Annotated in this window: 19 protein-coding genes; 9 read left to right on the top strand and 10 right to left on the bottom strand. The window is 72.7% G+C overall.

Annotated elements, in window-relative coordinates:
* Positions 1–39: 39 nt before the first annotated feature.
* The gene (locus ACQEVZ_RS51255; protein ID WP_433382671.1) at positions 40–792 is read right to left on the bottom strand and encodes an SDR family oxidoreductase; all 753 of its coding nucleotides are present in this window, start codon (positions 790–792) and stop codon (positions 40–42) included.
* Between the two features lie 105 nt (positions 793–897).
* Here ACQEVZ_RS51255 and ACQEVZ_RS51250 point away from each other — a divergent pair, with 105 nt between their 5' ends.
* Positions 898–1,362, top strand: coding sequence for an RrF2 family transcriptional regulator (locus ACQEVZ_RS51250; RefSeq protein ID WP_344500686.1), 465 nt, complete (start codon positions 898–900; stop codon positions 1,360–1,362).
* 106 nt (positions 1,363–1,468) lie between these two features.
* Positions 1,469–2,725, top strand: a complete 1,257-nt coding sequence (locus ACQEVZ_RS51245) for an SGNH/GDSL hydrolase family protein (protein ID WP_344499011.1) — start codon at positions 1,469–1,471, stop codon at positions 2,723–2,725.
* On the opposite strand, the gene ACQEVZ_RS51240 is transcribed toward ACQEVZ_RS51245, so the two are convergent.
* Positions 2,706–4,619, bottom strand: a complete 1,914-nt coding sequence (locus ACQEVZ_RS51240; RefSeq protein ID WP_433382667.1) for an Hsp70 family protein — start codon at positions 4,617–4,619, stop codon at positions 2,706–2,708. The two genes, ACQEVZ_RS51245 and ACQEVZ_RS51240, sit on opposite strands and share 20 nt — an antisense overlap.
* A 133-nt stretch (positions 4,620–4,752) precedes the next feature.
* Here ACQEVZ_RS51240 and ACQEVZ_RS51235 point away from each other — a divergent pair, with 133 nt between their 5' ends.
* From ACQEVZ_RS51235 to ACQEVZ_RS51215, 5 genes are read left to right on the top strand one after another with little or no spacing between them, the layout of a single operon-like run.
* Positions 4,753–5,580, top strand: a complete 828-nt coding sequence (locus tag ACQEVZ_RS51235; RefSeq protein ID WP_433382664.1) for an alpha/beta hydrolase — start codon at positions 4,753–4,755, stop codon at positions 5,578–5,580.
* 25 nt (positions 5,581–5,605) lie between these two features.
* The gene (locus tag ACQEVZ_RS51230; protein WP_433382661.1) at positions 5,606–6,013 is read left to right on the top strand and encodes a hypothetical protein; all 408 of its coding nucleotides are present in this window, start codon (positions 5,606–5,608) and stop codon (positions 6,011–6,013) included.
* 53 nt (positions 6,014–6,066) lie between these two features.
* Positions 6,067–6,528, top strand: a complete 462-nt coding sequence (locus ACQEVZ_RS51225; protein ID WP_344499019.1) for a hypothetical protein — start codon at positions 6,067–6,069, stop codon at positions 6,526–6,528.
* 55 nt (positions 6,529–6,583) lie between these two features.
* On the top strand, positions 6,584–7,099 hold the full coding sequence (locus tag ACQEVZ_RS51220) for a hypothetical protein (protein ID WP_433382657.1): 516 nt from the start codon (positions 6,584–6,586) through the stop codon (positions 7,097–7,099).
* Positions 7,099–7,596, top strand: coding sequence for a hypothetical protein (locus ACQEVZ_RS51215; protein WP_344500688.1), 498 nt, complete (start codon positions 7,099–7,101; stop codon positions 7,594–7,596). The genes ACQEVZ_RS51220 and ACQEVZ_RS51215 overlap by 1 nt, the downstream gene beginning before the upstream one ends.
* 14 nt (positions 7,597–7,610) lie before the next feature.
* Here ACQEVZ_RS51215 and ACQEVZ_RS51210 read toward each other — a convergent pair whose 3' ends face one another.
* Positions 7,611–9,920 carry a putative bifunctional diguanylate cyclase/phosphodiesterase gene (locus ACQEVZ_RS51210; RefSeq protein WP_433382654.1) on the bottom strand — a complete coding sequence of 770 codons (2,310 nt, stop codon included), beginning with the start codon at positions 9,918–9,920 and terminating at the stop codon, positions 7,611–7,613.
* A gap of 160 nt (positions 9,921–10,080) precedes the next feature.
* Here ACQEVZ_RS51210 and ACQEVZ_RS51205 point away from each other — a divergent pair, with 160 nt between their 5' ends.
* Together ACQEVZ_RS51205 and ACQEVZ_RS51200 are read left to right on the top strand one after the other, a co-directional pair.
* A complete protein-coding gene (locus tag ACQEVZ_RS51205; RefSeq protein WP_344499025.1) occupies positions 10,081–10,335 on the top strand; it encodes a YggT family protein in 255 nt (84 codons plus the stop codon).
* Positions 10,336–10,561: 226 nt separating this feature from the next.
* The gene (locus ACQEVZ_RS51200; RefSeq protein WP_433382649.1) at positions 10,562–13,780 is read left to right on the top strand and encodes a GH92 family glycosyl hydrolase; all 3,219 of its coding nucleotides are present in this window, start codon (positions 10,562–10,564) and stop codon (positions 13,778–13,780) included.
* Between the two features lie 68 nt (positions 13,781–13,848).
* Here the strand turns inward: ACQEVZ_RS51200 and ACQEVZ_RS51195 are convergent, their stop codons facing one another.
* The 7 genes from ACQEVZ_RS51195 to ACQEVZ_RS51165 form a co-directional block, all read right to left on the bottom strand.
* Positions 13,849–16,785, bottom strand: coding sequence for an FtsK/SpoIIIE domain-containing protein (locus ACQEVZ_RS51195; RefSeq protein WP_433382646.1), 2,937 nt, complete (start codon positions 16,783–16,785; stop codon positions 13,849–13,851).
* Entirely contained in the window at positions 16,782–17,954 is a 1,173-nt protein-coding gene (locus tag ACQEVZ_RS51190; RefSeq protein ID WP_433382643.1) for a VWA domain-containing protein, read from the bottom strand. The genes ACQEVZ_RS51195 and ACQEVZ_RS51190 overlap by 4 nt, the downstream gene beginning before the upstream one ends.
* Before the next feature lie 8 nt (positions 17,955–17,962).
* On the bottom strand, positions 17,963–18,913 hold the full coding sequence (locus ACQEVZ_RS51185) for an AAA family ATPase (protein ID WP_433382641.1): 951 nt from the start codon (positions 18,911–18,913) through the stop codon (positions 17,963–17,965).
* 2 nt (positions 18,914–18,915) lie between these two features.
* The gene (locus tag ACQEVZ_RS51180) at positions 18,916–20,028 is read right to left on the bottom strand and encodes an effector-associated domain EAD1-containing protein (protein ID WP_433382639.1); all 1,113 of its coding nucleotides are present in this window, start codon (positions 20,026–20,028) and stop codon (positions 18,916–18,918) included.
* A gap of 49 nt (positions 20,029–20,077) precedes the next feature.
* Entirely contained in the window at positions 20,078–21,361 is a 1,284-nt protein-coding gene (locus ACQEVZ_RS51175; protein ID WP_433382637.1) for an effector-associated domain EAD1-containing protein, read from the bottom strand.
* Positions 21,362–21,603: 242 nt separating this feature from the next.
* Positions 21,604–22,248, bottom strand: a complete 645-nt coding sequence (locus ACQEVZ_RS51170) for a hypothetical protein (RefSeq protein WP_433382635.1) — start codon at positions 22,246–22,248, stop codon at positions 21,604–21,606.
* Between the two features lie 18 nt (positions 22,249–22,266).
* Positions 22,267–24,063: a GMC oxidoreductase gene (locus tag ACQEVZ_RS51165; RefSeq protein WP_433382633.1), complete on the bottom strand. Its 1,797-nt coding sequence runs from the start codon at positions 24,061–24,063 to the stop codon at positions 22,267–22,269.
* Positions 24,064–24,123: the final 60 nt, after the last annotated feature.

The raw sequence follows: 24,123 nt of genomic DNA, 5'->3' as shown, positions 1-24,123 counted from the left end.
GATTCGGTGCCCCAGTCACCGTGAGTGATGAATGTGCGGTCAGGGCTTGCCGAGCCAGTCGACGAAGTGGATGGTGCCGATGCGGGCGCCCGGGCCGGGGGTCAGGGAGGTGTCGTCGAGCTCGGCGCCGAAGTAGCGGGCGTGCGGGTCGGTCGTCACCTCCTGGACCGGCTCGGCGCCTTCCTGGGCGGCGAGGAAGCGGCGGACGTGCTCGTCCATGCGCACCGGCTCCGGGCCGCCGAGCTCGACGATCCCGTCGACCGGGGCGGCCTGCGCGACGTCGGCGAGGGTGGCGGCGACGTCGTCGGCGGCGACCGGCTGGTAGAGCGCCGGCGGGAGGTGGATGGCGCCGTCGACGACCGCGGACTGGGCGATCGCCTGCGTGAACTCGAAGAACTGGGTGGCCCGCAGGATCGTGAACGGCAGCCCGGACCCGGTGATCGCGGCCTCCTGGGCGACCTTGGCCCGCAGGTATCCGCTGTCGGGCAGGCGGTCGGCGCCGACGACCGACAGGGCGACGACGTGGGAGACGCCGGCGGTGCGGGCGGCGGCGAGGAGGTTGCGGGCCGAGGTGCGGAAGAACTCGAGGACCGCCGCGTCCTCGAACGACGGCGAGTTCGACACGTCGACCACGACCTGGGCGCCGGCCAGGACCTCCGGCAGGCCCTCGCCGGTGACGGTGTTGACGCCGGTGGCCGGGGAGGCCGGGACGACCTCGTGGCCGGCGGTGCGCAGCAGGTGGGTGAGCTTGCCGCCGATCAGGCCCGTGCCGCCGATGATGACGAACTTCATGAGGGTCTCCTCCACAGATCCAACTCGGACAAATCTTGTCCGGGATGATGCCACCACCATACCCGGACATGAAGTGTCCGAGTCAAGTAGGATGGCGGGGTGAAGATGTCGGGCGGGGTCGAGTGGGCGCTGCACTGCTGCGTGGTGCTCACCGCGGCGCCCGCGCCCGTGCCGGCGGGGCGGCTCGCCGAGCTGCACGACGTCTCCGGCAGCTATCTGGCCAAGCAGCTGCAGAGCCTGTCCCGGGCCGGCCTGGTCCACTCGGTGCAGGGGCACGCCGGCGGCTACCGGCTCACCCGCCCGGCGGGCGAGATCACCGTGCTGGACGTGGTGGTGGCCGTGGACGGGCCGCAGCCGGCGTTCGTGTGCACGGAGATCCGCCAGCGGGGACCCCTCGCGACCCCGGCGGAGATGTGCACGGCGCCGTGCGCGATCAGCCGGGCGATGGCCGCCGCCGAGCACGCCTGGCGGGAGGCGCTGCGGGCGGTCACCATCGCCGACCTCGCCGAGAGCGTCACCGGCGACTACGGCCCGGCCGTCTTCGACGGCATCCGCGCCTGGCTGCGCTGACACCGCCACGCGCGGCGGGGGCGCTCCAGTGATCTGACATCGTTGACACAACTCGTATCGATGCTCTTAGCTGTACGGCGACATCCCGGTCGATCGAGGAGCTGCCGTGCGCGCGTCCGTCCGTGCCCTGACGATGGTGCTGGCCGCCGCGGCGTGCGCCGTGGTCCCCGCGGCCGCGTCCCAGGCGGCGACGCCCGCCCGGATCATGCCGCTGGGTGCGTCGATCACGTGGGGCACCAGCTCCACCGACGGCAACGGCTACCGGGAGGCGCTGCGCCGGCACCTCGCCGACGACGCCGGGGTCGCGCTCGACATGGTCGGCTCGCAGCGCTCCGGCACCGCCGCGGACAACGACAACGAGGGGCATCCCGGGTACCGCGTCGACCAGGTCGCGGCCGGCGCCGACGCCTGGATCGCGGCGGCCCGGCCCGACGTCGTGCTGCTCAACGTCGGCACCAACGACATGCTGCAGAGCTACGACCTGCCCAACGCGCCGGCGCGCCTGAGCGCCCTCGTCGACCAGATCCTGCGGGCCGCCCCGACCGCGACGGTCGTCGTCTCGACGCTCGTGCCGAACCCGGACGCGGCGGTGGAGGCGAGGGTCCGCGCGTACAACGGCCAGATCCCGGGCATCGTCCAGGCCAAGGCCGCGGCGGGCAAGAAGGTCCGCCTGGCCGACTTCCACGCCAACCTGACCCTGGCCGACATCGGCCCCGACCGGATCCACCCGACGGACGGCGGCTACGCCAAGCTCGCCGACGTGTGGTTCTCCGCGCTCCAGCCGGTGCTCGGCGCCGGTCGGCCGTGGCCGCTGTTCAAGACCGACTTCGGGGCCGCCGCGCCGCCGCTCACGTGGACCGACACGGTGCAGGCGGCGCGCAACGTCACCGGGTACTGCTGCGGCCTCACGGCGATGGAGTCGGGCCGCCGGGCGGAGGTCGCACACGGCGGCACCTACGCGCTCATGTACTCCGGCACCGACACCAGCGCCGCGGGGTCGTACTCCTACAACCGGGTCTTCGACGTGCACCTGCCGCTGACCGCGGGCACGACGCTCACCTACTGGATCTATCCGCAGTCCGTCAACGGCACCTTCGTGGCGCTCGACCTCGCGCTCACCGACGGCCGGTCGCTGCGCGACTCGGGCGCCGTGGACCAGTCCGGGGTCCGGGCACACCCGCAGTTCCAGGGCGAGGGCCGGCGCCTGGTGGTCAACCAGTGGAACCTGGTGCAGGTCAGCCTCGCCGGCCTGGCGGGCGGCACCGTCGACCAGATCCGCATCGGCTACGACCAGCCCGGCGCCACGGGCACGTTCCGCGGCTACGTCGACGACATCCAGATCGTCAACGCACCGCAGCCGTGACCTTCGGCAGCGCCGCCCGGGTGACGGTGACGAGACGGTCGCGGAGGTCCTGCTTCTGCGCGGCCGTCCAGCCGGCCTTGTCCTGACGGTCGACGGAGATCCGCATCTGCCAGACCAGGTTGCCGTCGCGGACGCCGATGCGCAGGGTCAGCATCGTCTTCGCCTGCGCGCCGGCGCCGGCCATCTCGAAGACGACGGCCTCCTCGCCGAGACCCGTCAGCTGGACGGGCTGCAGGTTGAGAACGGCGTCGCCGGCGATGCGCTGCTTGTAGTCGTACGCGGCGGTCGCCTCTTCGGGGGTGATCCGGAGCTCGGCGGCGAAGGAGGCGCGCACGACCCCGTTGTCGTGCAGCCGGACCGCGATGCACGACGCGTTGCCGCCGGCCGCGCCGACGTCGAGCCGGGACGCCGGTGGGGAGTCCGCCTTCTCGTACAGGCCGGCGAACGGCGCCAGGTCGATGCTGGCGCACAGATCGTCGGGGACCTTCCTCAGGTCGTAGCGGGCGGCGACGGCGGTCGGCGAGGCGCCGTCGGACGCTCCGGCGGAGTCGTCCGGCAGGTTGGCCAGGAGGACGGCGGCACCGGCGAGGACGACGACGCCCGCGGCGACCCCGGCGAGCAGCCGCTTCCGCGACCCCCGCCCGCGTGCCCCGGACCGCGCGGCGGCCACCGTCTCGACAGGCGCGGCGCCGGCATCCCGCGCGGCGCCGGCATCCCGCGCGGCGCCGGCATCCCGCGCGGCGCCGGTGCTCTGCGTGGCGCCGGGGTGCGGCGTGGAGCCGGCCGGTGGGGCGCCGGGATGCGGCGGGGCGGTGGGGGAGCCGGCGGTCGTGTCCGTCGTGGCAGGGGCCGGTCGTGAGACGGTCAGCGCGCCCTCGGCCACCACCAGCTCGGGCTGCTCGGCGACGACCGGCGCGATCCCGAGCGCCTCGTGCAGCATCGTCGCCACCAGGGGAATCCGGCTGGAGCCGCCGACGAGGAACAGCCCGGCGAGCTCGGCAGGCCGCAGCCCGTCCTCGGCGAGCAGCGACTGCACCATCGCCACGCTCGGCCGCAGCACCGGCCGCATCAGGCCTTCCAGCTGCTCCCGCCCGAGCGGCACCTCCCGCCCGAGCGCCGGCACCATGATCACGGTGCCGCTGGCGCGCGACAGCATCTCCTTCGCGGCCCGCACCTGGTCCCACAGCCGGCGCCGGGTCGCCGCGTCGGTCCAGAGGGTGCCGTACGTCGCCTGCAGGAAGCCGACGACCGCCGCGTCCACGTCGAGGCCGCCGAGGTCGTTGAGGCCCGCGGACGCGAAGGGCTCGAACCCGTCCGGTCGGCGGCGCAGCAGCGTGGCGTCACAGGTGCCGGCGCCCAGGTCGTACACCATGACGACGGCACCCACGGGCACCTCCTGCGCCTCCGCGAGGAAGGTCGCGGCGGCCACGGGCTCGGGGACCAGCCGCACCCCGCCGGGGTCGAACCCGGCGAGCAGCGCCGCGTCGGTGAGCAGCGCCCGGCGGCCCGCGCCCCAGTCGGCGGGGTGGGTGAGCGTGACGTCACCCTGTTGTACGACCTGGGGGCCGGCGACCCTGGCCGCCTCGGCCGCGACCCGCCGCAGGACCGCGGCGACCAGGTCCCGGACGCCGACCTCCGCGTCGCCGAGCAGGACGGCGGTGTCCGTGATGCGGCGCTTCGGGTTGGGTTCGAGCCGCTCCGGGAAGCTGTGCGACAGGTGGGCCGCGTCGCGCCCGGTGTACAGGCGCCCATCAGGCCCGAGCAGCACGGCGGAGGACAGCAGCGGCGAGCCGTCGAAGAGCAGCTGCTGGACGCGCCCGTCGGCCCGTTGCAGCACCGCGATCGTCGTGGACGTGCCGAAGTCGATGCCCAGCCGGGACCGCGCACGCGTCATGGCGCGGCACAGTAACGCATCCGCCCGTTCCGGCGACATCGGCCCGGGATCGCCGGCAGGCCGCGGGGCTTCGAGCCGCACGACCGCTGGGCGCACAGGCTCAGGATGCGCGGCGCTGCGGCATACTGCTGCCGTGGATCATGTGGCGCAGCGGCAGGTGATGGTCGACGCGGTCGGCGAGCAGGTCGGGCCCGGCCGGGCCGTCCGGACCGTGCGGGACCTCGACGCGGACGGGGTGCCCGTCCGGCTCTACCAGGACGGTGACGCGGCGGAGCCGCCGGTGATCGTCTACGCGCACGGCGGCGGCTGGGTCCTCGGCGACCTCACCACGCACGACGGGCTGTGCCGGCTCCTCGCCGCCGAGACCGGCTGGGCGGTGCTCGCCGTGGACTACCGGCGGGCGCCCGAGTCGCCGTTCCCGGCCGCGTTCGAGGACATCGACACCGTCTGCGGGTGGCTGCGGGTGTACGGGCGGCAGCACGGACTGGACCCCACAGCCGTCGCGGTCGCCGGTGACTCCGCCGGCGGGCTGCTCGCGGCGGTCACCGCCCGGCGGGAACGCGACGCCGGCCGGGGGCTGCTGGCGCAGGTGCTGATCTGCCCCGCGCTGAGCCCCGCCATGGACTACCCGGACCTCGGCAACGACGGGCTGTGGCCGCAGGAGATGGCCGAGTTCTGGGACCTGTTCTGCCCGCCGGGCGTGGACCGGCACCAGCCGGACCTCGACCCGTTCCTCGCCGACCCGGCCGGCCTGCCGCCGGCGGTCGTCGTCACCGCCGAGCTCGACATCCTGCGCGACGAGGCCGAGCGCTACGCCGCCTTCCTCGCGTCCGCGGGCGTGCCGGTCATCGCCACCCGGTACCAGGGAACCTTCCACAACTTCCCGAGGAAGCTGGCGCTGACGAGGGACGCCGCGGTCGCCGTCGCCCAGATCGCCGCCGCGCTGCGGGCCCTCACGTAGCGCGCCGCGGCCGTACCATCGGCGCGTGCGGCACTGGTGGATCGTCCTGCTGGCCTTCGCGGGCCTGGTCGTGACCGCGCTCTTCTACGGCGGCTCCGCCGGGCCGCCGCAGACGCGGCACCGGCCGACCGCGTACTCGGACCTCGGCCGGGGCGGCGACCCCAACACCATCATGATCCGCTTCGACTGGCCGCACGAGGGCTGGTGCTCCGGCCAGTTCACCATCGCCGCCGCGGAGACGTCGACCGAGGTCCGCGTCGGCGACGTCGTCAGCAGGACGCCGCGCGCCGGCGGGGCCTGCGCCGGCCTCGGCTCCGACGGTCAGACGGCCTGGGACTCGCTGACGCTGTCCAAGCCGCTCGGCGACCGCCGGGTGGTCCGCGCCGACGACGGGGCCGCCCTGCCGTACGTCCGCCGGGGCCCACCGGACTGAAGTGGCATGAACGTGCGAGTCGCCCGCGGCGGCGCCGGGCCATGCTCCTCGGTATGGCTTACGCATACCCGCCGCAGCAGGCGTACGCGATGCGCACCACCGCACCCGCCTCGCTGCACGTCGTCGCGATCTTCCAGTACCTCGGCGGCCTCCTCATGCTGGGGATCGCCGCGCTCTTCGCCCTGGCCGCCTCGGAGATGACCAAGCAGCTCGGCGGTCGCCTCGGCACCTACGACGCGTCCGTCACGTCCGCCGTCGCGGTCGTCGTCGCCGTCTTCGCCGGCGTCGGCCTGATCGCCATCATCCTCGGCCGCAAGGTCCAGCGCGGCCGCAACTGGGCCCGGATCCTGCTCACCGTGCTCAACGTCCTGAGCCTCGCCTCGGTCGCGTGGCAGGCCTACTCCACGTCGCTGCTCACCGTTTCGACGATCGTCAGCGCCGCCTTCCCGGCCCTGTTCCTGATCCTGCTCAACACCCGCGCCGCCCGCTCCTGGTGCCACCACCGCACCTACTGAGCGGCAGGCGGCAATTCGCTCGCGGCCCGGGCGCCGCGGGCGGAGCATGTGGTGCTTGAGCAGCGAGTGGTACTACGACAGCCCGTCCACGGTCGCCGGGGCGCTGCAGCGCGGCCTCGGCCGAGGCGCCGCGCTGGTGCGGGACCCCGAGGACGTCATGGCGTGCGTCCGGCGCGACCACCGGTTCTGGTGGATCTTCGACGACAGGACCCTGTACCTGGCGCGGCTCGTCCGCGACCTGGGGATCGACGCCGGGCGGATCGCCGCCGGCCTCGCCCGGATCGGCGGCGACGCGGCCCGGGCCGCGGTCCCGAAGGTGCGCCGCGCCTGGTTCACCCCGCACTCCTATGAGCGCGCCGCCACCCTGAAGGCGTTCACCGCCCTGGACCCCGACGCCGCGACCCGGCAGCTCTCCGAGGGCCTCTGGGACTGTGAGGCGGACGTGCGCGAGTTCGCCGCCGCGCGGGCACCGCTGAGCCCCGCCGCCGAACACCGGCTCGCCGTCCTGCGCGACGATCCCCTGGAGACCCCCGAGGTCCGCGCCGCCGCCACGACCCGCCTGGCCGCGTGATGCGGCGGTACGAGTACGTCGGGCCCGCCGAGCTGCGTGACCTGCCACCCGTGGACGTCGCCGGGATCCGGTCCCGCGACGACCTCGCCGCGTGGCTCGCGACCCGCCCGCGCGGGGAGCTCGCCGAGCCGTTCACGTTCGTCGTCGACCTCGGCGGCACGCTCCGGCTCGCCCCGCGGCGCAGCGAGCACGTCGCCTGCGCCGTCGGCCGGCCCGTCCTCGCCGCGGGAGAGATGGGATTCGCCACGGGGGAGCCGGGGTCCGCGGCGGGCTGGCGCGTCGACCGGGTGAGCAACCAGTCCACCGGCTACTGCCCCGACCCGGAATGCTGGCCGGCCGTCGCGGCCGCCCTCGACGCGGCCGGCACGCCCCACCCGGGCGGGTTCACCGACGCCGTGCTCTTCCGCCGCTGTACGAGCTGCGGCCAGCGCAACATCGTGCACGACGGCGACTTCGCCTGCGCCGTCTGCGACGCCCCGCTCCCGGTCGACGGGTGACGCCGCCGGGGCGGTCAGCCGACCGTGGCGGGGTGGGCGGCCCGCACGTGGGCGGCGAGGTCCGCGGCCGGCATGGGGCGGCCGAAGTGGTAGCCCTGCGCGTAGCGGTAGCCGAGCCGGCGTAGCACCCCCGCCTGGGCCCCGGTCTCGACGCCCTCGGCGACGGCGCGCAGGCGCAGGCCGTCGCTGATGCCGATGAGGGCCTCCGCGATCACCGAACGGTCACCCCGGTCGGTGATGTTGTCGACGAACGACTTGTCGACCTTCAGCAGGTCGACGGGGCAGGTGCGCAGCAGGCCGAGGGACGAGTGGCCGGTGCCGAAGTCGTCGAGGGCGACGTTGACGCCGAGGCGCTTGAGCTGGTGCAGCTCCTCCAGGCCGGACCCGCCGTCGAACACGGCCGTCTCGGTGACCTCGACGGTGAGGTGGCGGGGGTGCAGGCCGACGCTGTGCAGGGTCGCCTGGACCTGCGCGGCGAAGCCGGCCTCGCGCAGCTGCCGCGGTGACACGTTCACCGACACGTACTCCAGGCCGTCGGGGCCGAGCTCGTCGCGCCACCTGGCGGCCTGCCGGCACGCCTCGGTGAGGACCCACTGGCCGACGGGGACGATGAGGCCGGTGCGTTCCGCGGCGGGGATGAACAGGTCGGGGCGCACCATGCCGCGCTCCGGGTGCTGCCACCGCACGAGCGCCTCCACGGCGACGGTACGGGCGTCCGACAGCCGCACGATCGGCTGGTAGTGCAGGCGCAGCTGCCCGGTGTCCAGCGCGACCCGCAGGTCGGCGGCGGTGCGGGCCTGCTCGGCGCTGTGCTGGTCCAGGCACGGCGCATACGTGACGCGCCGCCCCTTGCCCTGCGCCTTCGCCTCGTACATGGCGACGTCCGCGCGCCGCAGCAGCTCCTCCGCGGTCGCGTCGCCGGCGTGCAGGGCCAGGCCGATGCTCGCCTCGACGACGAGGGCGTGGCCGGCGGCGTCGAGTGGGCGGCGCAGCTCGGCCGCCACGGTGTCCAGGACGTGCAGCGCGTGCTGCTCGCCGGTGGTGGGGAAGACCAGCGCGTACTCGTCGCCGCCGAGCCGGGCGACCAGGCCGCCGTCCAGTCGCAGGCACTCCAGCCGCGCCGCGACCGCGGTCAGCAGCGCGTCGCCGACGGCGTGCCCCAGGTCGTCGTTGATGCCCTTGAAGTCGTCCACGTCGACCAGCGCGACCGCGATCGCGTCCTGACCCGCATCGAGGATCTCGCCCGTGTACTGCATGAGCAGCCGACGGTTTGCCAGCCCGGTGAGTGCGTCGTGGGTCGCCTGCCAGGCGAGGGTCTGCTGGTACTCCTCCAGCTCCCGCAGCCGGCTGTCGAGCGTGTCGACGAGGACGGCGTTGTCGCGCAGCGCCGCCGCCTGCCGGGCCGCGACGAGCAGGACCAGCACGACGGTGCCCAGGGCGACCCCGAGCACGTCGTCGCCGCCGGCGGCCGCGTCGGCGAGCAGCAGCACCCCGGTGGCGAAGACCGCCAGGTAGGGCACCAGCGGCCGCCGCTCCCGCCGCACCGCCGCCGCCGGCTCGACCCCGGCCGCCCGCCGCTGCCGGTCCGCGGCCAGGCACAGGATGAAGCAGGTCAGGGGCAGCACGACCGGCGTGCCGTTGAGGTGCGGGCGGTCGGTCAGCAGCGGCGTCAGCGCGCCGCCGGTCGCGCCGCCACCGCCGGCGAGGGCGAGCAGGTAGAGGGCCTTGCGGTCGAGCGGGCCGGTGCCGGTGAACGCCACCTTGATGAACGCGAACACGCACACCGACCCGGTCGCGACGATCGCGATGACGGCCCACGTGCCGCTGGTGTTGCCGCCGGACCACGTCTCCCAGTGCCGGAAGATGAAGTGCCAGGCGAAGGTGACCACGGTGACGAGGACGGTCGCGGTGTCGAGGCCGAAGCGCAGCCACTCGCCCCGGCTGCGGTGGGCGCCCGGGATCCGTAACAGGCCCCACAGCATCACCACCAGGCCCATCAGGTACACCGCCGCGGTGAGGCCACTCACGTGCTGGGGCGCGACCAGGCGCAGGAGCATGTCGACGCCGTTGCTGGCGCCGCCGAGGCCGATGAAGACCATGCCGAGCCCCACGTGCCGCCAGAAGCGGCGCGCGCCGGGCGCCATCCCCTCCGCCGCGCTCGTCGTCCAGCAGGCCCGCACCGCGCACCCGACCGCCAGGGGGACCGCGAGCCAGCTCACCAGGGCCGGCGTCGTGCGGGCCAGCCCCACCAGGAACCACGCCTCCGCGACGACCAGCACGACGGCCGCGCCGGTCAGGAGACCGGTCGGACGCCAGACCGCCACACCTCTCACACAGGTCGGCATCGGCCGGACAACCGGGATCATGAACCAAATCTCAGCCGGCGCTCAGCGGATCCACAGATTCGTGACGCACAGTTGGAGGAACGTCCCGCCCGGTCACTGGAGGCATCCGATGGGTCTCGTTCTCGGCATCGTGAGTCTGGTGCTGCTGGTGGTGCAGCTGTTGCTGATAGCGCGCGCCATCCTCGACTGGAGTGTGGTCCTGGCCGGTCCGTCGGCCCAAGGCTCGATCCGCTCGCGGGTGTCCGCGGGCGTGTTCGCGGTCACCGAGCCGATCCTGGCGCCGGTCCGGCGCGTGCTGCCGCCGCTGCGCCTCGGCGGGGTCGGGATCGACCTCGCGTTCATCGTCGTCTTCCTGTCGATCATCGTCCTGCGAGCGGTCATCGGCATGATCTGACTCGCACCGCACGACGCCCGCCCGCCGCACCGGCGCGGCGGGCGTTTTCGTGTCCGTGGATGGACCGGATCGACGGCCGTAGCAAATGTCAAGTATTGACAGAACTCGGGGCAGCGACCAACCTCTCCAGCAGGAAGCCCGCCAGCTTCCTTCCCTCGGCGATCGGCGCGCCGCGGTCACAGGGACACTCACCGCGGCTGTGCCGTGGCATCCGAACGGAGCGTTTGTGAGAAGACTGCGGTTCAGCGCACTGCTGGTGGCGGTCACCGCGGCGGTCACCACGGCCGTCGCCGGCCTGCCCGCGCCGCCGGCTCAGGCGGCCGTGCCGGCGGACCTGACCACGCTGGTCAACCCGATGATCGGCACCCAGAAGGAGGGCAACACCTTCCCGGGTGCGGCGCTGCCGTTCGGCATGGTGCAGGTCAGCCCGGACACCGGCCACGGCACGGGGTACAACTACGACCACGGCAAGGTGTGGGGCTTCTCCAACACCCACCTGTCCGGCGTCGGCTGCCCCGTGATGGGTGAGGTGCCGCTCATGCCGACGATCGGCGCGGTCAACTCCGCCGACCCCAACACCTACGGCCAGACGCTCAACCACGCCCAGGAGCAGGCGACCGCCGGCTACTACCGGCTCGCCACCCCCAACGGCGTCACCACCGAGCTGACGGCGACGCTGCGCAGCGGCTGGCAGCGGTACACCTTCCCGTCGAGCACCCAGGCCAACGTGCTGTTCAACACCGCGCAGGCGCGGGGCACCGGCACCGGCGCGCAGTCGTCGTCGATCTCGATCGTCGGCAGCGACACCGTCGAAGGGTCCGTGACGACCGCCGGGTTCTGCGCCTCGGCGCCCGCGCACACCGTGTACTTCTCGGCCAAGTTCAGCCGGCCGTTCGCCTCCTTCGGCACCTGGTCCGGCACCACGTTCACCGGCGGCAGCCGCGCCTCGTCCGGCAGCGGCGCGAAGGGCGGCTGGGTCCGCTTCGACACCTCGTCCGACCGGGTCGTGACGGCGAAGGTCGGCCTCTCGTACACCGGGATCGCCGGAGCCCAGGCCAACCTCAGCGCCGAGACCAGCGCCGCCGGCTTCAACTTCGACACCATCCGCAACGCCGCGCGCGACACGTGGAACGCGAAGCTGCACAAGGCCGAGGTCGACGGCGGCACGACCGACCGGCAGGTGGCGTTCTACACGTCGCTGTACCACTCGCTGCTGCACCCCAACCTGTCCGGAGACGTCAACGGCTCCTACCGCGGCTTCGACAACGTGGTGCGGACCGCGTCCGGGTACACGCCCTACCAGACGTTCTCGCTCTGGGACACGTACCGCGCGCAGAACCAGCTCGTCGCGCTGCTCGAGCCGCAGGTCGCCCGGGACTACGGGCTGTCGCTGCTCGCGGTGGACCGCGAGCTCGGCTGGCTGCCGAAGTGGTCCCTCGCCAACACCGAGACCAACACGATGACCGGCGACCCGGTCACCCCGTTCCTCGTCGACCTGTGGGCGCGCGGCCTGCTCGGCGGCTACGAGTCACAGGTGTACGCGGCGCTGCGCAAGAACGCGCTCGGCGTACCCACCAACATCAACGGCCGCAACGGCAACCCGTACTACGCGTCGCTGGGCTACATCCCGACCGGCGTCACGTGCGGCCCGGTGCTGCCGATGGACCACGACTGCAAGTTCCCGAGCTCCGCCACCCTGGAGTACGCGGCCGCCGACTCCTCCCTCGCCATCATGGCGCGCGGCCTCGGCAACACCGCCGACGCCACCATGTTCGAGGCGCGCGGGCAGAACTACCGCAACCTGTTCGACCCGTCGATCGGCTTCTTCCGCCCGCGCAACGCCAACGGCGTGTGGGGCTCCCCGTACTCGCCGACCGACGGCTCGCACACCTTCCACGAGGCGGGCGCCCACCAGTACCAGTGGCTCGTCCCGCAGGACCCCGACGGCCTGGTCTCGCTGCTGGGCGGCAAGACCGCGGCGAACAACCGGCTCGACAGCTTCTTCGCCTACAACAACCTGCTGACCGACCCGTCGGGGACCGCGCACAACACCTGGGTCAACGGCGCCTACGACTACTACAGCTTCACCACGTACAACCCGAACAACGAGCCCGACCTGCTCGCGCCGTACACGTACCTGTGGACCGGGCAGCCGTACAAGACCTCCACGGTGCTGCGGGCCGCCTACACCCTCTTCACCAACGGCCCCAACGGCGTCACCGGCAACGACGACCTCGGCACGATGTCGGCGTGGTACGTGTTCTCGTCGCTGGGCCTGTACCCGCTGATGAACGGCGCCAACTTCTACGGGGTGAGCACGCCGCAGTTCCCGTCGGCGAAGGTGACGATCGGTTCGTACGGCAGCCAGCAGGGCGGCGTCATGAACATCACCGCCCCGTCGGTCAGCGACAGCAACCGCTACATCGGCACCGCCACCCTGAACGGCACGGGCTTCAGCCGCACCTGGCTGTCGCAGGCGGACATCGCGCACGGCGGCAACCTCGCCTACACGGTGACGGGCACGCCGGGCTCGTGGGGCACCGGCGCCGGCGACACCCCGCCGTCGTCGAACCACACCGCCCTCCCCGCCCCCCAGGTGAACCTGGCCGCCGGCAAGCCCGCCACCGGCTCCACCGCGTGCGCCGCCGACGAGTCCCCGTCGAAGGCCGTCAACAGCAGCGTGACCGGCGGCAACACCGACAAGTTCTGCTCCACGGTCGCCGGCGCCTACCTGCAGGTCGACCTCGGGTCCGCCGCGTCGCTGAACAAGATCGTGGTCAAGCACGCCGGCGCCGGCGCGGAAACGGCCAACCTGAACACCAAGGCGTTCAACCTGCAGCTGTCCACCGACGGCAGCACCTGGTCGACCCCCGTCACCGTCACCAACAACGCCGACCCGGTCACCATCCACCAGTTCGCGTCGACGTCCGCCCGGTACGTCCGGCTCAACGTCACCACCCCGACGCAGACCACCGACGGGGCGACGCGCATCTACGAGCTGGAGGCGTACGGCTCGGCGACCGTCCCGGTGAACCTGGCCCTGAACCGGCCGGCCACGGGCTCCACCGCGTGCGCCACCACCGAAGGCCCCGAGAAGGCCGTCAACGGCAGCGTCTCCGGCGGCAACACCGACAAGTTCTGCTCCGGCGTCGCGGGCGCCTGGCTGCAGGTCGACCTCGGCTCGGTCCGCGCCCTGACCCGCTTCGAGGTCGCCCACGCCCAGGCCGGCGGCGAGCCCGCCGACTACAACACGAAGGCCTTCACCATCCAGGTCTCCAACGACGGCACCACCTGGAGCATCCCGGTGACGGTCACCAACAACACCGCCGCGAACACCACCCACCCGGTGGCGCTCTCGGCCCGCTACGTCCGCCTCAACATCACCACACCCACCCAGACGACGGACACCGCAACCCGGATCTACGAGCTGCGCGCGTTCGGCTGAGCCCCCAGGGGCGGGGGAACCGCCCCGGCGTGGTCCTGTTCTCCAGACCTCGCCGGGGCGCCTCGCTGTCAGGCGGCGGCGATGACGAACCCGTGCCCGGCGCCGTTCCTGCGCAGCAGCGGTGTCCATGCACCAGCGGCCACGCCGTCAGCGACCGCATGTTGAAACGCCTCGCCGGCGGTGATGACGCCGTCGCCGTCGCTGTCCGCCGAGCCGTCGCGGAGCCCGCTGACCAGCGCGCGGGTGAACCTCGGGAACCCGCCACGCGGATAGGAACCGACCATCCACGCCCCGGTGGCGTCACCGGCGCCGTTCAGCAGGTCGGCGAGGCGCGTGCCGTCGCCTTCGCCGGCGGTGCAGACGTCGAGGATCGCCAGCTGGCGCCGGGCCCGGCACGCCTTCAGCCGGGTGCGCAGCCACTGGACACCGACCCCGGCGACCGCGTTCGGCCCGTCGAGGTCACGCAGCACGTGGCCGGCCAGGTAGAGCACCACCTGATCGGTGTACGTGCGATCGGACAAGAACTCGCCGATCGCCTGGCGGATCCGTTGCGGGTCACGGTCGACGGTGCTGGTCACGGCGAACCCGCCGATCGACGGATCGCCGAGCACCTCCGCCATCGCGGCGACGTTCCCCCGCATGGCGACGGTGTCGCCGTACCTGAGGTTGCCGATCACCAACGCGAACCGTCCGCCGCCCAACCGCCGCTGACCGCCGGCCGCCGAGGCGGTCCACTGGATGGCGATGTCGGTGGCGAGCGCGGCGGCATTGTCGCGGTTGTCCGCGCGGTACTCGCCGATGAGACCGATGACGAAGGGTTCGCCGTCCGGGGCGAGGCCGTAGTCGAGTCGTTCGGCGTGCAGCTGCGCGGCGCGGTCGGCGTCGATGCGGGAGGTCGACGGGTCCGCGAGCTTCGTCTCCATCCTCGTGGTGAACGACTCGATGCCGCCGACGTCCCACGACTCGGCCGACGCCAGGATGTGGAAGCCGTGTGACGGGTCGCGCGAGGCGGCCGCCAGCGTGAGCAGCTCAGCCAGGTCGGGCGGGCCCCACTGGTTCACCACGAGGAAGAGCCGGCGCTTGCCGCGGCGCCGTTCGATGAATTGCACCGCCGCACGCAGCGCTTCGCTTCGGGCTTGCGGGTCCTCGTCGTCGCCGATGGCGAGCACGATGTGCGGCAGAGCGAAGAGCGGGGCCAGGCCGCCGCCCCGGTCGAGGAGCACGAACTGCACCTCGTCCGGGGTGTTCGTCAGGGCGAGGGACAGCACCAGCGAGATCAGGATGTCAACGCGCCCGGTGTACGGCATGCCGACGATCGCCACGTTGCCGGTCGTGAGGTCGAGCTCCAGCGGCTCGTAGCCGGTGCCGTCCTTGCGGCCCACGCTGCCGGCGATACCGGCGGCCTTGCCCCAGAGTGCCTGGGAGCCGGCGGTGAGGCCGCGGCCCTCGACGACGCGGCGCGGGCCGAGCAGGTCCAGCAGCGCCGGCTGCGCGGACGGGGCCGGTGCAGCGATCCAGGGTCTCGGGCCGGCGAGTCCGGACATCCGTGCGACCAGCCATTCGGCGACAGTGTCGCGCCTCGGAGGGTCGTGCGGCAGGAACGTCACGGCGCCCCGGAACTGTTGCGGCTCGCTGGAGCGAGTCGTGAAGGTGCCGAAACCGGGCAGCGCGTTCGGTTCGAGTCGCATCTCGAACCCCAGATGCTCCGGCAACCCGGGCGACCGGAAGTCGTGGGATCCGTCCGTCAGCAGGACGTGGAGACCGGCGTCGTCGGCGTTGAAGAGCCGGCCGACAAGACTGTCCGGGTGTGGTGGGAGGTTCAGGTATTTATCGATGACGATGACCAGCTTCGGCCGGTTCGCGGGCATGTGCAGGCGGCGGTCCAGTTCGCGGCCGATGTCGTCGGCGAGCCGCCCGGCGCTGATCGGGGTGAGCGGGCCGGGGATGACGCCGACGGTGTGTGGCAGGTCCTTCAGGCCGGTGAACGTCCGCGGGACGGACGCGCCGACGAGGAGCAGCTCCAGCTCGTGCGGCGGGTGGGCCGCGGCGAGCGCGAGGACGATCGTGCGCAGCAGCTGGCGTCGGCCGGTGTAGGCGGGAGCGATGATCCACCCGTGCGGGCCGTGCCGCTCCAGGTCGAGCGTGACTGGCCTGCCGGCGTTGTCGACGCCGAACGGGACTGGGACGAGGCGGCCGTCCAGATGTTCGTCCCACATCGGGAACGCGCCGAGGAGGTCGGTCAGCGGGACCGGTGCGTCCTCCAGATCCGCGTCCGAGGACTCAGGGCCAGCCAGGCGGTCCAGCAGCGCCAGGGCCGACGCCGCCGCGTCCGAGCGCACGAAACCGAGTGCGTCGCGGATGGCGTCGAGGTCGGCGCCGGGGAGTTGGCCGAGTTCGGCCAGCCTCTGGACCGCCGCATTGGACGGCAGCAGGGCGATCGCCTCGTCCATCTCCGTGTCGAGGCGCAGGGCCGGGTCCGGCTGGCGGTCGAGGCGGCCCCGCATCGCGACGAACCAGTCCTTCGACAGGCCGGCCTCGGTGCCGGAGTCTCCCGCGGCGTCCTCCAGCCAGCGGTGAGCCGCCGACGGGTCGATGATGCCGATGGCGGTGAGTCGCTGCGCCTGCTCCAGGAACGGGTGGGCGCCCCAGACGCCGGGGCGGTCGCAGTACCGTTCGAGCAGTAGCGCCACCTGCACGGCGCGGTCCGGGCCGTAGGTGGTGCGCAGGCTGATGAGCAGGTGGCGACGCAGGTCGTCGTCGATCTCGTACAGGTCGCCGCCGAGCTCCTTGAACAGCGGCGACGTCAGCAGCGCGGCCTCCACCGACCACGGCAGGTCGTGCGGCGGGTCGACGAAGAAGTTGATCCGCAGCAGGTTGAGCAGGGTCGGGTCGACGGCGACGGGGACGGCGGCGTGGCAGGCCAGCTCGATGGCTCCCGGCGGGAGGGCCGCGCGGGCCTCGGCGAGCCTGGCGGCCGCCGTCGACACCCGGTCGAAGACGGTCACAGCGGGCGCTCCAGCGGGACGGGGTGGCCGCGTAGCGCGTCGACGGCGCCGTACATGCCGGCGCGGGTCAGCGGGTACATCGGCACGTGCCGGGCGATCTGGCCGGCGGTCGTGCCGGGCCAGCGGTCGGAGGCGACGGGGTTGAGCCAGACGAGGCGGGCACCGCGACGCAGCACCGACAGGGCGAAGGCCACGGTGTCGAACAGCCGGGTCGTGACGAACGCGCCGCGCAGCGCCCCGGCGTCGCTGATCGCGGCGACCACCGTGGCGGGCGTGACGCCGGAGAGCAGGTCGGCGACGGGCCATGAGGTGAGCATCTCGGGGTCGCGGTACACCCGGCCGGTGTTCAGCGGCGGGACGCGGTCGAGGATCGGGTCGAGGTCCACGGCGAGCGTGCCCGGCAGCGACGCCAAGGCACTGCGGTCGCGGCTGCGGCCGGGGGTGTTGCGGAAGTAGGCGACGGTGATGTCGTCGAGGCGCCCGGCGCGCACGACGGAGCCGACGACGTGGTCGACGAACCCGTGGTAGGGCGCCATGGAGCCGTCGCGGTCGACGAGCAGCAGCAGCCGGGCCGCGTTGACCCGGCGGGGCACCAGGACCGGGCCTTCGGCGAGGCCGGTGCGGGCGAAGCGGTCGACGGTCGCGTCGACGTCGACCTCGGTCAGCGGGCCGCGGCGGACGGGGCGCCGCAGCCGCCGCCAGATCTGCGCGACGTCCCGCTCGGCGACCGGGTACTGCGGCCGGACGACGAGGAACGGCGACGTCATGCCCGAGTGGGGCGGCTCGGCCGGGCCGGCGTGGCGCGGCGGTACCACGACGGTCAGCTCCTCCTCGACCTGCTCGGGAGCGGGTGCCGCGGTGGGGGCATCGATGCCCGGTGCGGTCTGTGCGGCCCGCTCACCGAGGGCGACGTCGGCCGGCTTGGACGGGGAAGGGGTGTCGGCGGTGGGCCAGTCCGGCAGCCGTACCAGATGCATCGTGGCGTTGATCAGCTCCGCGTCGCGGGGTGACTTGGCCCAGAGCGTGACGCACAGGGCCCGCAGCTTCGCGGGGGAGTCGAGGCCGTGCCCGGCGGCGAGGGCGGTCCGCAGGGCGGCGCAGTCGTCGACGCCGAGCGGCAGGCCACGCCGACGCAGCCGGGTGACGAGATCCCGGACGAACGACGGCATCGGGGCGGTCACGGTGCGCTGAGCCGTTCCCTGGCCTTGAGCTGGTCGTCGCGCTGTTTGATCAGCGCGCCGCCGTTGGGCAGCGTGTGCAGCCTGGCGGGGTCGGCGTCGTCGGCCTGCAGGCAGTCGGCCCAGTCGAGCAGCTCGCTGAGGCCGGGCGCGCGGTTGAGGCCCATGACCCGCAGGCGGCGTACCACCTCGATCGCGTTGTGCCGCAGGCTTTGGCTGCGGATGCCGTGCATCTGCAGGATCGCGTCGAGGCTGTCGTCGGGGAACTCCACGAAGTGGAAGACGCAGCGGCGCAGGAAGGCGCCCGGCAGCTGCTTCTCCTCGTTGTTCGTGACGATGATGATCGGGCGCAGGTCCGCGCGGTCCGGTGGGACCAGGTGCCGGGCGCCGGGGACCTCGTCGATGTCGAAACGCAGCTCGTCGAGCTCGCGGAGCAGGTCGTTGGGGAAGTCGAGGTCGGCCTTGTCGATCTCGTCGATGAGCAGCACGCAGCGGCGGCCGTAGGAGGCCCGCACGATGGCCCGGCCGAGGGCGCCGAAGCGCACGTAGGCCGCCTGGTCCGGCAGGGGCGCGCCACCGACGCCGCCGAGCTGTGCGTCGGAGAGCCGACGGACGGCGTCGAAGACGTACAGCAGGTCCCGGCCGCGACTGGTCGACTTGATGTGCGCCTGCTCCAGCGGCAGCCCGAGCCGGTACGCGACGGCGTGCGCCAGCCTGGTCTTGCCGACGCCCGGGTCGCCCTGCAGCAGCAGCGGCCGGCCGAGGGTGATCGCGACGTTGACCGCCTCGCAGAGCTGAGGTGTCAGCAGATACGGCTCCGGACGCATCTGCCGTACCGGCGGATCCTGTTCGGCGATCGGGTGGACCTCGACGTCCTCGATGTCCTGCACCTCCGGTGCCGGCCGGTCGGCCCTGAGGCGCATCGAGGTGTCGACGGTGTGGACGTACAACGTCAGCTCACCTTCTCCAGCCAGTGCCGGAATCGTTGCGGGTGCGGATCCTTGCGCAGCGCGCCGATGCTCTTGTCGAGCGCGCCGTAGGTGAGCAGGACGTCGAGGACCCCCGCGACGGTCGCCTCCTGTTCGACGTAGCGGCTCCACGGCGCGAGGAGCTGGCGGTCCCATCGCATCTCCATCAGGGCGTCGGAGACCCACGCCGAGACGTCCTCGTTGCCGAACACCGGCTCGGCCAGGTCGATGACGCCGTCGAGGCACAGGGGTCCGGGTGCACCGGTGAGGATCAGCACGAACCACTGGTCGAGCTGGGGGCAGTTGTCGCGGACCCCCTGCCAGAAGTCGCGGACCACGGTCAGCGGCGCGTGATCGACGCGGACCGACCAGATCCGGCCGCCGTCGTCCGGGTCCGGCAGTTGCTGCAGGACCTGCTTGACCCGCAGGTCCGGCTGCGCGAACTCGGGCTGCAGCGTCAGTGTGCCGACGTGTTCGGCCTCGCCGAGGAGGTGCTGCAGCCAGGTGCTGAACTTGCTGACCAGGATGTCCTCGCGTGAGGCCAGGCTGATGGCGTGCAGTCCCGGCGGCTGGCGTACGACCCGGTGCACGACCGTCTTCCTGATCGCCTCCAGGTCGAAGTAGGTGGAGTCCAGGACGCGGACGTTCGGCGGCACCGCCAGACTGGACGCGACCTCGGCGGACCGGCCGTGCTGTTCGGCGAACCGCTTGACGAGGGTGTTGCCCGCCCGATCCTCGATCACGGCGTCGACGAGCGCGTCCAGCCAGCCCTCGGCCTTCGCCTGCCGCAGCAGTCGGAACACGACCGCGTCGAGCCCGACGTCACCGATGATCGCCGCCAGGTCGTGTCCGGCGTAGTACACCACCATTTCGACCTGCGACCAGCTGGTGTACGCGTCACGCATCGCGGCGGCGAACTGCAGGACCTGCGGGCGTTCGATGCCGCACCTCCTCAGAACGCGGCGAGGGCCGGCGGCAGGGCGCGCCGGCCGGTCAACGGACTGGAGATGCGGCACCACCTTCGATCGACTGGCCGGAGCGACTGTCACTGTACGACAACGCTGCGTGTGCCAGATCCCCCCAACCGGTCGACACATTGACATGTCGTCCCGCCGGCGGCCGTACAAGCGGATCGCCCTCCGTGCGTCACCCGTCGTCGAACGCGAACGCCCGGGCGGCGGCCACCTGATCGGCGCGGCGCTTCACCAGCATGCCGAGCGACGGCAACAACGGCAGGTTGGCCGGGCGGGCGCCGACGGTTTGCTGGTAGGCGACCCAGTCGAGCAGCTCGCTGAGGCCGGGCTTGCGCTCGAGGTTCATCGCCCGCAGGCGGAGGAACACGCGGATCGCGTGCCATCGCAGGTCCGGGTCGTCGATGCCGTGCAGGACGAGGATCTGGTCGAGCGTCGCCGGGTCGTCCGGCGGCTCGACGATATGGGTCACGCAGCGGCGCAGGAAGCCGCTCGGGAGCGCCCGCTCCTCGTTGTTCGTGATGATCACGATCGGGCGGAGGTCAGGCCGGTCGGCCGGCACCCCGTACGACTCGCCCGGCGCCTCGGCGATCTCGAAGCGCAGGTTCTCGAGGACGCGTAGCAGCTCGCTGGGGAAGTCGGGGCCCGACCGGTCGATCTCGTCGATGAGGAGCACGGACCGGCGGCCGTGCATGGCCCGGACGATCGTGCGGCCCAGCGGACCGAACTGGACGTAGGCGTGCGGAGGTGCGAGGTGACCCGTCTGGGCGTCGGCGAGGCGGCGGACGGCGTCGAACTCGTACAGCAGGTCGCGGCCGCGGGTGCCGAAGTCGACGGGGATCTGCTCCAGCGGAAGTCCGAACTCGTACGCGACGGCGTGGGCCAGGCGGGTCTTCCCGACGCCGGGCTCGCCCTGCAGCAGCAGCGGCCGACCGATGGCGATCGCCGCGTTGACGACCTCAGCCAGTGCCGGAGACATCAGATACGGCTCACGGTGGACGACCACCATCGGCGGGTCCGTCGCGGCAACAGGTCCTGCCCCGGCGGCCTCGACCTCCCGTTGCGGTGGCTGCGGCCCGTCGCCGACGGCTGTCCGGGTGGCGAGGTGGCGCGTTGTCCGCCGGGCCGGTTCGGGCGGGCGGACGTGCGGCACCGCGGCCGGCGGTGCGGGCACCGGGATCACCGCCATGGCCGGCACGGCCGGCACGGCCGGCCTGTGCGCGGCCGTGAACTGCTTGACCAAGCGGTTGCCGGGCCGGTCGGCGATGACGGCGTCGATCAGCTCGTCCAGCCAGCCCTCGGCCGCGGCGGCGCGGATCATCTCGAAGATCACGTCCTGTAGGCCCTGGTCGCCGACGATGGCGGGCAGGTTCCTCTCCATGACGAAGTACACCATCTGGTCCAGGTCGGACCGTTTCGTGTATGCGTCGCACATGGCCGCCATGAGCTGCCGCTGCATCGCGCGCTCCGGGTCGATGTGGCACCACCTGCCGCACGGTGAGGCCCGGCGGCGGCACCGCCGGATCGCGTCGATCGGGATCGGAAGTGCCTGCCACTGTACGACATCTGTCCGTCCGGCGGCTCCTCCGTGTCGGGAGTGGGGCGTCACCGCCACGCTCGCCGCCGCCATCGACGCGTACCTGCTCGCGGCCGACGGCGCGGTTCGGCTCCGGCGCGCGGGCAGCGGCGACGTGGTCCGGCTCAAGCCGGTGACGGCGGGCTGGGCAGCTCCAGTTCGTAGTGGTCGCCGACGCGGTGGAAGCCCAGGCGGCCGTAGTACGGGGCGAGCATGCCGGGTGGGGTGCGGACGCGGTGGAAGCCGCGGGCGGTGAGCAGGCCGCTGCTGCGGAAGACGAACTCGCCGGGGCTGAGGTCGCGGAAGCGTTTCGTGACGTAGTCGAGCTCGATCTGGGCGACGCCCTCGGCGTCGGGGCCGTCGGCGGGGCGCAGGAAGAGGACGCCGACGACCTCGTCGGCGCGGGTGATGAGGAAGGCGGCGCGGTCGGGGTTGTCGTCGAACCGGAACGACGGGTTGAACTTCGCCAGGTCCGCCCAGTGCACGCGCAGGACGTGGGCGAGGAACGTGTCGTCGGTGCCGACCTGCACGACGGTGTAGGTGGCCTCGTCGTGGCGGGTCCGCAGCATCTTGTACAGGTGGTAGGTGTTGATGGCCGTCATCGCCGCGTTGAGGCCGACCATCGGCCAGACGCTCAACGCGGCGTTGTAGACGACGAGGACGACGGACCCGATCAGGTTGAGCACCCGCAGGCGCAGGAGACGGGCCTGGGACAGCGACCAGACGAGCACCGCCGAGCCGGCCCAGCCGAGGTAGTCGAGCCAGTCCACCGGTGCAGGATAGATGGTTCAGGACATGGTGTACGGCGTGTGCCGCTGTTCGAGGGAGCCGTAAGGGTCGCGGGAGCGGTTCTTCGCCGCGTCGGTGCGCAGGTCGGCGAGGTGCTGGGCGAGCGCGACCATCGTCATCGTCGGGTTCCACGACCCGCCGCGCGGCCACAGCGACCCGCCGGTGACGTAGACGTTGTCGACGCCGCGCGGACGGTAGTCCAGGCCGACGGGGGCGTCGTCGTGCTCGCCGATCCACATCGTGGAGCCCTCATGGACCAGGGCTGGGACCCGGATCTGGTCGGTCGGCGGGCGGTGCGGCAGCCAGCGGCCGTGCCGTCCGTCGGGGTCGACGTGCCAGTACTCGACCCGCTCGGCGCCCTTCGGGGACAGGACGTCCTCCAGCATCGCGAACGTCGCCGTGTCCATGGTGTCCCAGGTGGCGCCGTCCCGGTCGTTCTGCACGACCTGCAGCAGCACATTGGTGGTGGGGTCCTCGGCGTCGGGCCCGTCGGGGTGGCGGTGCAGCCAGTTGTCGGGGTTGTCGGCGTCGAGCTCGCCGAGGACCGCGCACACGAAGACCACGTGGTCGGTCGACGTGCGCAGCTGCTCCGGGGTGGCGGTCGCGACGACGTCCGGCATGTGGCGGGCCGCGGTCTGCGCGTTGGCCTGCGGGTCGCGGTCGGCGAGGACGGTGAGCTGCACGTGGAACTGGCCGTGGCTGCCCTCGTCGAGGCCGGCGAGGTAGATGGCGCCGAGCTCCAGGTCGGCGATCTCGCCGTGGAACGGGTAGTCCTGGCGCGGCACCCGGGCGACGACGGCGCTGATGAAGTGCGCGGTGAACCGCTCTCCGGCGTGCCGCAGCTGCGGGAACGAGTTGAGCATCAACGTCGTCGGCGGCAGCGTGCCCATGGCGAGGACCACGTCGGCGTCGCCGACGGTGATCATGCCGCGGCTGGTGTCGAGCGCGGTCGCCCGCCCGTCCTGTGACACGATCCGCCGCACGGTGCAGTCGGTGAGGATGTGCAGCGGACTGCCGTGCCCCTCGATGGCGAGCCGGCGCTGCCGGTCGACGAGGCCGAGCAGCGGGCCGGGCGTGGCGAACTTGTCGAAGTCCAGGCCATGCAGCTGCGGCGCGCCGACCGCCAGGGGAGCGGGCATGACCCGGGTCGCGGCCGGGATCCGGTGCAGGTCCTCGGCGAGGCGGTCGGTGAGCCGGTGCTGCAGCGCGCCGAAGACGGGGCGGAAGCCGGGCGGCGGGGCCGTCGGGCCGCTGTCGATGTCGCCGGCGGACACGACGTTGAGCAGCCGCTCCGCGGAGCGGAAGTATTCGTGTGCGACGTCGATGACCGGCCGTGGCCAGCCGGCCATCTCCGCCTCCGTTGGCCGTGGGCACCATGCGCTCCACATGATGGACCGGCCGCCGACGAACGGCACCATGCCGTGCTGCCAGCGGATGTGCTTGCCGTTGACGGTCCGCGACGAGAGCGTCCAGGGAAACGTCTCCGACAGCCCGCCGAGGGTCAGCTCGTACGGCAGCGGCAGGTTCTGGAAGTGTTCGGCGAGGAAGAACGTCCCGCGCTCCAGCATCAGGATCCTGGCCTCGGGGCGGCGCTGCAGGACCTGTTCGGCGAACGCCAGGCCGCAGTGCCCGGTGCCGATGACGATGTGGTCGAAGCGTTCCTGTGCGCGGATGCGTTCCCAGTCGCCGGCGCCGACGAAGAAGACGTTGTCCATCACGTCCTGGCCGGTCGGCCGCTGCGGGCCGGGGAACGGGTAGCCGTAGTTGGCGTTCGGGGTCGATGCTGCGGTGTGCATGGCTTCGATGACCTCCGTGATGGTGGGGTGAGGTCCAAACCAAGGGAGGGGGCCGGCACC

The organism is Dactylosporangium sp. CA-152071 (assembly GCF_050936335.1).
GTDB classification, from domain to species: Bacteria; Actinomycetota; Actinomycetes; order Mycobacteriales; family Micromonosporaceae; genus Dactylosporangium; species Dactylosporangium maewongense.
This window is presented reverse-complemented; position numbering and strand designations above follow the sequence as displayed.

What these genes read in the sequence shown, in the direction of transcription:
- ACQEVZ_RS51180 (WP_433382639.1), bottom strand. Translation starts at nt 20,028, where the DNA reads ATGTGTCGACCGGTTGGGGGGATCTGGCACACGCAGCGTTGTCGTACA.
- ACQEVZ_RS51225 (WP_344499019.1), top strand. Translation starts at nt 6,067, where the DNA reads ATGGCTTACGCATACCCGCCGCAGCAGGCGTACGCGATGCGCACCACC.
- ACQEVZ_RS51250 (WP_344500686.1), top strand. Translation starts at nt 898, where the DNA reads ATGTCGGGCGGGGTCGAGTGGGCGCTGCACTGCTGCGTGGTGCTCACC.
- ACQEVZ_RS51215 (WP_344500688.1), top strand. Translation starts at nt 7,099, where the DNA reads ATGCGGCGGTACGAGTACGTCGGGCCCGCCGAGCTGCGTGACCTGCCA.
- ACQEVZ_RS51175 (WP_433382637.1), bottom strand. Translation starts at nt 21,361, where the DNA reads ATGCAGCGGCAGCTCATGGCGGCCATGTGCGACGCATACACGAAACGG.
- ACQEVZ_RS51190 (WP_433382643.1), bottom strand. Translation starts at nt 17,954, where the DNA reads ATGCCGTCGTTCGTCCGGGATCTCGTCACCCGGCTGCGTCGGCGTGGC.
- ACQEVZ_RS51165 (WP_433382633.1), bottom strand. Translation starts at nt 24,063, where the DNA reads ATGCACACCGCAGCATCGACCCCGAACGCCAACTACGGCTACCCGTTC.
- ACQEVZ_RS51240 (WP_433382667.1), bottom strand. Translation starts at nt 4,619, where the DNA reads ATGACGCGTGCGCGGTCCCGGCTGGGCATCGACTTCGGCACGTCCACG.
- ACQEVZ_RS51255 (WP_433382671.1), bottom strand. Translation starts at nt 792, where the DNA reads ATGAAGTTCGTCATCATCGGCGGCACGGGCCTGATCGGCGGCAAGCTC.